Below are 7,860 nucleotides of genomic sequence, written 5' to 3' on the forward strand. Positions count from 1 at the left end.
TCTGATAACTGTGATGAAAATCCAGCCTTGTCCTATAGCGATGTAGGAAGCCTGGATGACTGTGGATACGGAACCATTTATAGAACATGGACCGCCACTGATTGTGCCGGAAACTTCGCCACCTGCTTGCAAACGATCACGGTCAGGGATAATGTACCTCCTTCAATCAGTTGCCCGGCTGATGCTACCGTTGAATGCGACCAAAGCACCGACCCGTCAGCCACGGGATTTGCAACCGCTACTGACAACTGTGACAATGAAGTTGAGGTAGCATATAGCGATGAAATCGCTGCAGGAGATTGTCCGCAGGAATCTGTTATTACACGTACGTGGACCGCAAAAGACTGTGTCGGCAATACATCAACTTGTGTACAGACAATTAAGGTAGTGGATACTACTCCGCCGGAGTTAACCTGTCCAGGCGATCTGGAAGTTTGCGAGCGACCTGCAGCGTATGCATCTTTTGCTGAGTTTGAAACAGCTGGAGGTTCTGCAGACGATAATTGTGGAGTTAATACGTCTTCATTTAAATTGTTGAGTGAAACTTGTTCGGATTTACCCGATGTTTTAACAGAACCTGCTGTTTATACCAGGGTTTACTATATTGAAGACGAGTGTGGTAACTCTACAACATGTACTCAAAAAATTACCTTGGATTGCAGCAAAATCAATCTTGATAAGTTGACTTTTGTTAGAGATCTTCCGGCAGATGACAAATATGACTGGCATTTTGCATTATATGCAGGACCAGAAGGATTTGACACAGATGGTATTGAGAATACACCGTTGATAGAATTTTCTACTGGCTCTGATGGTATTATCAATTTATTCGATTCTTATGCGTTGAACATCCATGAAACGTATACGGTTTGCGAAAAAGGTATACCTGCAGGCTGGGGTAATACATGGCAACTTGATACCGATGGAGATGGCATACTTGACGACTATGTAATGACTTATAATCCGAATGCGGACGATGATCCGCCTGAAGATTTAGGTAACAGATGCTTCGACATTGGTGCCGGTGCCGGTGCTTTTCCGCTTCCGGCTTCAGATTGTGATTTGTATGTTAACACCTTACTCTTTGAAGTAGTGAATAGCTATCCTGGAGGCGATCCGCGTACTCCTGGATACTGGAAAAACTGGAATACATGTACCGGAGGTGGCCAGGCTGAAACAGCTGCCTTAAATGGCGGTCCCGAAGCCGGATGGTTTATTCTTGATGATATTCTTACCTATCCTGGAATCGAATGGTGTAGCTTTACCCTGGGACGCGAAGATTGTGTAATTGCTCAACAAATTCTTGACAACAGGGATATATCTTTAGCTGCTAATAACCATGCAAGCGATCCTGTTTATAACCTGGCAAAACATTTACTGGCTTATCAATTAAACCAGGCTGCCGGGGCTCGTATCTGCGATGTAATGATTGATATAGAAATGCAGGCTGAAGGTTTCCTTTGTGAAATTGGATTTGATGGAACAGGGGACTACTTGAATCAAGCAAGAACCAAGGAGGATAAGGATGCGGCAAGTTATGCTCTTGAACTTGGTAATTATCTTGACCAATACAATAACGGCAGAACATGTGAAGAGTTAGCCGCATTAATTGGAGTTCCGCCGGATCCAGTTCCTATATCTGACCTTATATGCACTACGGATCCAAAAGATCCTACGGAATTCAAAGGCACTGATGGCTATGCTGTGGTTTCTGCCGAATTAGGCACACCACCATATACTATCTGCATGGAAGGCGGTGATTGCATTTCTGGAATTTTGGAGGGTGAACTCGTGACATTCGATAACCTGTCGGCTGGTACATATACTTTCAATGTAGAAGATGCTGATAGAAATACCTGTAGTTGTACTGCACTACTGTCACAACCGAAAAAGTCAAAATCAGCAGAAATTGAAAATCCGGATCTGGAAGCCAGCAACCTGAAAGTTTACCCAAATCCGTTTACGGATAAGGTAACCTTTGAATTTGTTTCGGGTGTTGATGCTTACGGTGTACTTGAGCTCTACAACATAACCGGTCAGAGAGTGGCCAGAATACTCGATCGTCCTGTTGAGGCAGGTGTACTGAATACGATAGATTATGAACCGGAGAATAAAATAAGCGGAGTTTATATCTATCGTTTAGACCTGGATGGAGACATCCAAATAGGCAGAGTTATTTACAAAGAATAATTTGACCCTGATTTTTTATCAAATAGCTAAAGTATACTTACAACATTCTATTTGAGGCGATACTTTAGTGGTGTTCAAGGAGGCCGGCTGTCAGCGCCGGCCTCCTTCTCTTTTTTGAAATGCGGGAGTAGGCTCATCTAATTTATTTGTTCGGCTGCAGTTGAGCTGGTGACTTCGGCTCACCTGCTCAATAGTTGTGGAAGTCGATTCCTATTCAGGAACAGATCCCATTTGCCAACGCTTATTCACCAGCTGATCCGTCAGCTGACGGACAGCAGGTGAACTTCCCGTGCGGCTTACAGCGGTTTTGTATTATACTAAAATAGCTTGACTAAAAAAGCTAACTAATGAAAAAACAGGTACTAACCTTTCCGATAATATGGAAGGTTCCAGGTACATAAAGCTTGTCTTATGAAGATGATTGTGGTCCTGTTGCATTTTTGGCACTCCCTGTAGGTTTTTGAGTGGCCCTGTACGATTTTTAATCGTCCTGTTACATTTTTTTTGAATCCTGTTAACTTTTTTGCCGCCCTGTTTAACAGGGAGGCTCAAAAATGAAACAGGGAGGGGTATAAACAAACAGGGCGCCCCGTTAGGTTACAGGGCGCCCAAAAATGTAACAGGATGCTGTTATTCAGCAACTTCGGGCTCGTCGGCTTTTTTACGGTTTTGTTTTTTCCAGTACTGGCTGGAATAACCTTTCAGGCGGTTTTTATCCTTCCGAAACACGTATTTACCAGCTTCGCGGATCTCATCTACCAGCACTTTCATGTGCGTGTAGGCCTTGTCGCGGGTGACCTTCGATGCGTTGGGATCGGCTTTGTCGCCATTGGCTTCGGCCAGCAGATCGGCCAGTTCGTCGGCACGGGTAGCTGCCAGGTCAAGTTGTGAGAGGTCGAAACCAATGTCAGTAAGCGGATCCTGATTTTCACGGGCCAATACCGCAATGTCATTCAAATCCTGGATCATGTCGGCATGTCCGTTACCCTCGGTAATGGCACTTACCCGGCTTAACAGGGCATCGTCATTCCGATAGGCAAAACGCAGCGAAGCCAGCAGGTCGTCACGGAAATCGTAGGCTTCGGGAGATTGTTCTGCCCATTGTTTCTGGGCTTCCTGCTGCGAGCGATAGTCTTTGTTCCAGATGGATTGTGCTTCACGGCAGGCACCGGCCCGCACAGGAAGATCGTCGATCATGTCGGTTGTAATACCAACCACCTGTAATGCTGTTGCATCGTCTAAGCTCCAGTGATGCAGATTTTCGGCTTCCTGTAGCGCCACATCCACAGGAATACCGGGTTCTTTTACTTCCTCATCAGGGATCGCCTGAATTTCGGCTAGTTTGGCGTTGTAATCATCAATGTTTGCCATTTTTACTAGTTTTAAAAAGTTAATAATATAAGATTATTGACACGGGCCACTTGCTAGGTTCTCCGGCCGGGCAGGTGGCCTCTTTATCATGCACCGGAATCCTTAAAGTCACGGTGTACATACATCGAAAGATGAATGTGAGCGTTATGGGTCGTTTCAAAATTTTTTTTCAGTAATAGGGTTTAACCGGGTAAACAGCGTTTTTGGTTCTTAATTGGTATAAAATTATGAAAAACAGAGTTTAGAATCAATTTGAATAAAAGGCAGATTGCTTCTCCGTCAGCCGACGGATTGCAATTACAAACATTCGGGAATAAAGGGATTGCTTCACTCCGTTACCAATGACAGATTTCATGTTCATCTACACCACCCCCCGGCTGAAGCCGGACCCCTCCTCGGGGAGGATGGGAAAATATTCTTGCTGGAATATTTGTATGTATTTCAATATTTGTTTTGAAAAAGAATTTCTCCTCCAGCGAGGAGGAGTACGCAGCCGGAGTTTACGGAGGCTGGGGGAGATGGTGTTAACAGCCTCCTGTCATTTTCTCATTATACCCAAATATTTTTGAGTAGGCTCTCGCAATGACATTTCCTGTTAGAATTGTTTGGCAGCGGACAACGAATACTATCTTTTATGGAAACTATCTTAGTCCGCTGCCGGTTACACACCCTCCACATCGTCATGGCGAGGGAGAGCAACGACTGACGCCATCTGGATTATGACTACGCGCACTATAATTAAAGTACAGTAATATTAGATTGCTTCACTTCGTTCGCAATGACATTCCGAACTCGGAAGAGTATGGCAGCGGACAATGAATATTATTTTAAGACGAAACTGTTTATGTCCGCTGCCGGTAACCCCCCTACAATCGTCATGGCGAGGGATCCGTCAGTTGACAGAGACCGACGCCATCTTGTTCCTCGTTCCTCGATAATTGATCCTTGATACCTGACGGGAGGTAATTACAATTTTCAATGTAGAATTTTCAATTTGGGACTAAGAATGTCCTCCTTTTGCTAAAGGAGGTGGTCCCGAGTCCTCGGGAACGGAGGATTAGGTTACAATTTGTGCATGAAGTCAATCCCCCTTCATTTCCCCCTTCTCCAAGGGGGACGAGAAAAGTCAATGTAAATGAGCTTTCCTACAAATTTTAAGTTCATACATCATAAAAAAACTTCTAAGACAGCCTTATAATAGATTGCTTCACTCCGTTCGCAATGACGTTTCGAACTGGAAAATGATTAGCAGCGGACAATGAGTATTATCTTTTAAGGGAACTGTTTCTGTCCGCTGCGGGTTACACCCCCTACCGTTGTCATGGCGAGGAAGAGAAACGAACGACGCCATCCTTCTTAACTTTTCGTGCACATATTAAATTACAAATAGTAACAAATTGCTTCTCCGTCAGCTGACGAAAAGCTTAAGTCCCCTTCAGGGGATTTAGGAGTGAAAACTGTGTGATTACTTACAAATTTTCTATACCTCCACAATTACTTTTTTCTGTTTCGAAGAGGTGATTAATTGTCCTTCGATGAGTTGTAACGCTACCCGTTTTTTCGTCTTTCAACACCAAAAAATGACATCCATCATTAGGAAATGAGCATCACTTATATCGGTTTATTTAAGTAGTATCCGATGAGGTCATAAGGGATATTACGTATTGTATCGTCTTGGATATTGTTGTAACTTGTATATCCGTCGTCTCAAAAAAGTCCCTTTCTAAAAAACCAATTTTCGGAAACGCTTCTAAAGATGTTTGATTTGCAGATAAAGTAAAGGATATAGTTTGCTTTATTTGAATTAAAAAATACCGGTTGAAATAGTGCCTGGTTTGAAAGAGAAAATTTTGAACCGACATATTTCACCTAACCTTAAATGTACCGCCATGTGTAGAATAGCTATCTTAGAGAAGTATGCACTGTTTGCTTATGGAATTCAATCTTTACTCAAGGATTCAAATGGTTTCGATATCATCATACATGCCACAGATTGCGACCATCTTTTTAAGCAGATAAAAGATGATAACCCCGATGTTATTGTTCTGGATGTCATCCACGGGGATAATTCGGGGATGCGATCGCTGAAAAAGATCAGACGAACTTACCCCAGAATTCCTGTGTTGCTGATCCTAAGTCAGTATTACTCCGATTGTTTTGAAGAATACATCAGGCTGGGTGTAAAAGGTTTTGTATTTAACGATGCTAGCGGGAAAGATCTGGTTGGTGCCATTAAAACTTTAAAAGGCGGAGGTGAGTTTTTTAGTGAAAAAGTATGGGAAATCTTTAAAGCTTCCATTCAAAATGGGAAAAGCCAAACAAAAAAAGAACAAAAACTTTCCGATAGGGAGGTTGTTATCCTGAAGTTGTTTTCAAGGGGGCTGACTTACAAGGAGATAGGGCTCCGATTAAATATCAGTGCACGCACCGTAGAAAGCCATAAACGAAATATCCTGGCAAAACTAAAAATCGACTCAACTGCAGCCATGGTCCGCTATGCTTTCCGAAATCATATGCTGGTGTAATGTGACTGAATAAATAAGACATATTTTAATTGGTTGCTACACATAAATGCGTAATAATCCTGATTGACTTCGTGCAAAAGTCGCCGTAACTTTTCATCAAAATAAGGACAACTAGCAAGAACTTATACCCCTTGGAGAAATCCCAGTATCCCAATCTTTGCAACAGAGACGCAGATGGTCGTTTTTTGAGTGATTTGATAATGAAGTATTAAGGACATTTATTAATCTTAATTATCAGATTATGAACAAAACTTACATTCTAAGCAAAAGATGGCGCGCGTGTCTTTTGTGTTTTGCCGGTATGCTGGCTTTTTTACTATTGAGCTTCAATAGTAATGCGCAGTGGACTGATTATTTTAAAACCAATCAGGTTGGTGCTTTTATTGAACAGGCACAAAATGGTGGGTCGGATAATCAAGGTCTGGTTACTCCTATTGATCCTGTAACGTGGATCAGGGGAAATGTCAACGAATCGAAAGGACACTATGTTGAGAACTGGTCCATTCCTTATCGTGTTTATATTGATGGTATTCCGGCAGCGGCTCAAGACGGTGCCGTTGATGATGAAGGTGATCCGCTTCATGGCGGTGCATTAGCATGGATCGATATTGAATATGATATTAAACACAGCGGTAAGCATGCGATTGATTTTATCACTCATTTCCAGAATATGAGTAATGATCTTCAGCCGCATAGTGCTTTCGAACCTCCACATCCTGAAGAAACAGTTCAGCCCTGGGATGGTTATTTTGCACTAGAACCACTTTCAACAGAATATGCTGTTCTAAAACCTGATATGGCACCATATAACAATGTGCCGAATGTATTGCAACCCGGTGGAACTATTACTCCCAGTGATTGTTTTGATAATCATGCAACATTTGCACAAGGAACACATGGTACTTTTTTCACTGCATACAATGCTGAAATTACAGATGTTAAAATTAATTACGAAGGTGATTTAGCTGAAGCCCAGTCATCAACGGGCTATCGTATTTATTTCCGTCCGTGGGGGGATGAAGTTGTACTAGCCTGGGGAGGTCATATTGGATGTACCTTGTCATGGGGAACAGTAGATGGTACACCTGAAGGAGAATCTATGGCAGCAGCTGGTATTAACGGTTCGCCTTACCATATGCGTTTAAAAGGTATCAGCTTTAAAAACAGCGTGGGTAACCAGGACCTGCAGCTTTCTGCTTCTGCAGTTTTTGCACCACCAGCAGTTGGATGTGAAGCATCTGCAACTCCGCAGACCTGCTGTTTTGTTAACGATGGTACGGCCCATGCTCAGGGAACTGAAGGATTAGCAGGTTATACCTACTCATGGACCGGTCCTGATGGATTTACATCTACTGAACAGGATCTGACCGGATTAGCACCTGGTATCTATTATGTAACAATTTGTGATGAAAATGATCCAAACAACTGTGCTGACTGTTCAGCAGAGGTTCTTCCTGCAGAACCGGTAGCACCGGTATTGATTGGTGTTCCTGAAGATCAAGACTTAGGATGTAATCCAACAGTTTTGCCATCATGTGCCGATGTTACAGCAACGGTTTGTAATGATCCTTCTTATCCTGTGGATGTAGAATGTACAGAAGGTATCCCGGTAGAAGGGGACAACTGTATTTGGACACAAACATTTCAATACACTGCCACTGCATGTGGTATACCCACAACAGATTTTGTTACTTACACCTGGAAAGTAGATTTGGATGCACCTGTAATCACGGCAGAGCCAGGTTATTATCTTGGCTGCAACCCTACAGACCTT

4 protein-coding genes are annotated in these 7,860 nt (G+C 42.9%); 3 read left to right on the forward strand and 1 reads right to left on the reverse strand.

Annotated elements, in window-relative coordinates:
• Positions 1–2,190: T9SS type A sorting domain-containing protein (locus WFY05_RS14435; protein WP_340113600.1), on the forward strand; the 2,190-nt coding region annotated here is incomplete at its 5' end.
• A gap of 630 nt (positions 2,191–2,820) precedes the next feature.
• Here the strand turns inward: WFY05_RS14435 and WFY05_RS14440 are convergent.
• Entirely contained in the window at positions 2,821–3,561 is a 741-nt protein-coding gene (locus WFY05_RS14440; protein WP_340113601.1) for a hypothetical protein, read from the reverse strand.
• A 1,889-nt stretch (positions 3,562–5,450) separates the two neighbouring features.
• Between WFY05_RS14440 and WFY05_RS14445 the strand changes: the two genes are divergently transcribed.
• Positions 5,451–6,086 carry a response regulator transcription factor gene (locus WFY05_RS14445; protein ID WP_340113602.1) on the forward strand — a complete coding sequence of 212 codons (636 nt, stop codon included), beginning with the start codon at positions 5,451–5,453 and terminating at the stop codon, positions 6,084–6,086.
• Between the two features lie 241 nt (positions 6,087–6,327).
• The coding region (locus WFY05_RS14450) for a hypothetical protein (RefSeq protein ID WP_340113603.1) at positions 6,328–7,860 on the forward strand (1,533 nt) is incomplete at its 3' end.

The sequence above is a fragment of the Maribellus mangrovi genome, from assembly GCF_037646455.1.
In the GTDB taxonomy this organism is placed as follows: Bacteria; Bacteroidota; Bacteroidia; order Bacteroidales; family Prolixibacteraceae; genus Draconibacterium; species Draconibacterium mangrovi_A.

What these genes read in the sequence shown, in the direction of transcription:
- WFY05_RS14440 (WP_340113601.1), bottom strand. Translation starts at nt 3,561, where the DNA reads ATGGCAAACATTGATGATTACAACGCCAAACTAGCCGAAATTCAGGCG.
- WFY05_RS14445 (WP_340113602.1), top strand. Translation starts at nt 5,451, where the DNA reads ATGTGTAGAATAGCTATCTTAGAGAAGTATGCACTGTTTGCTTATGGA.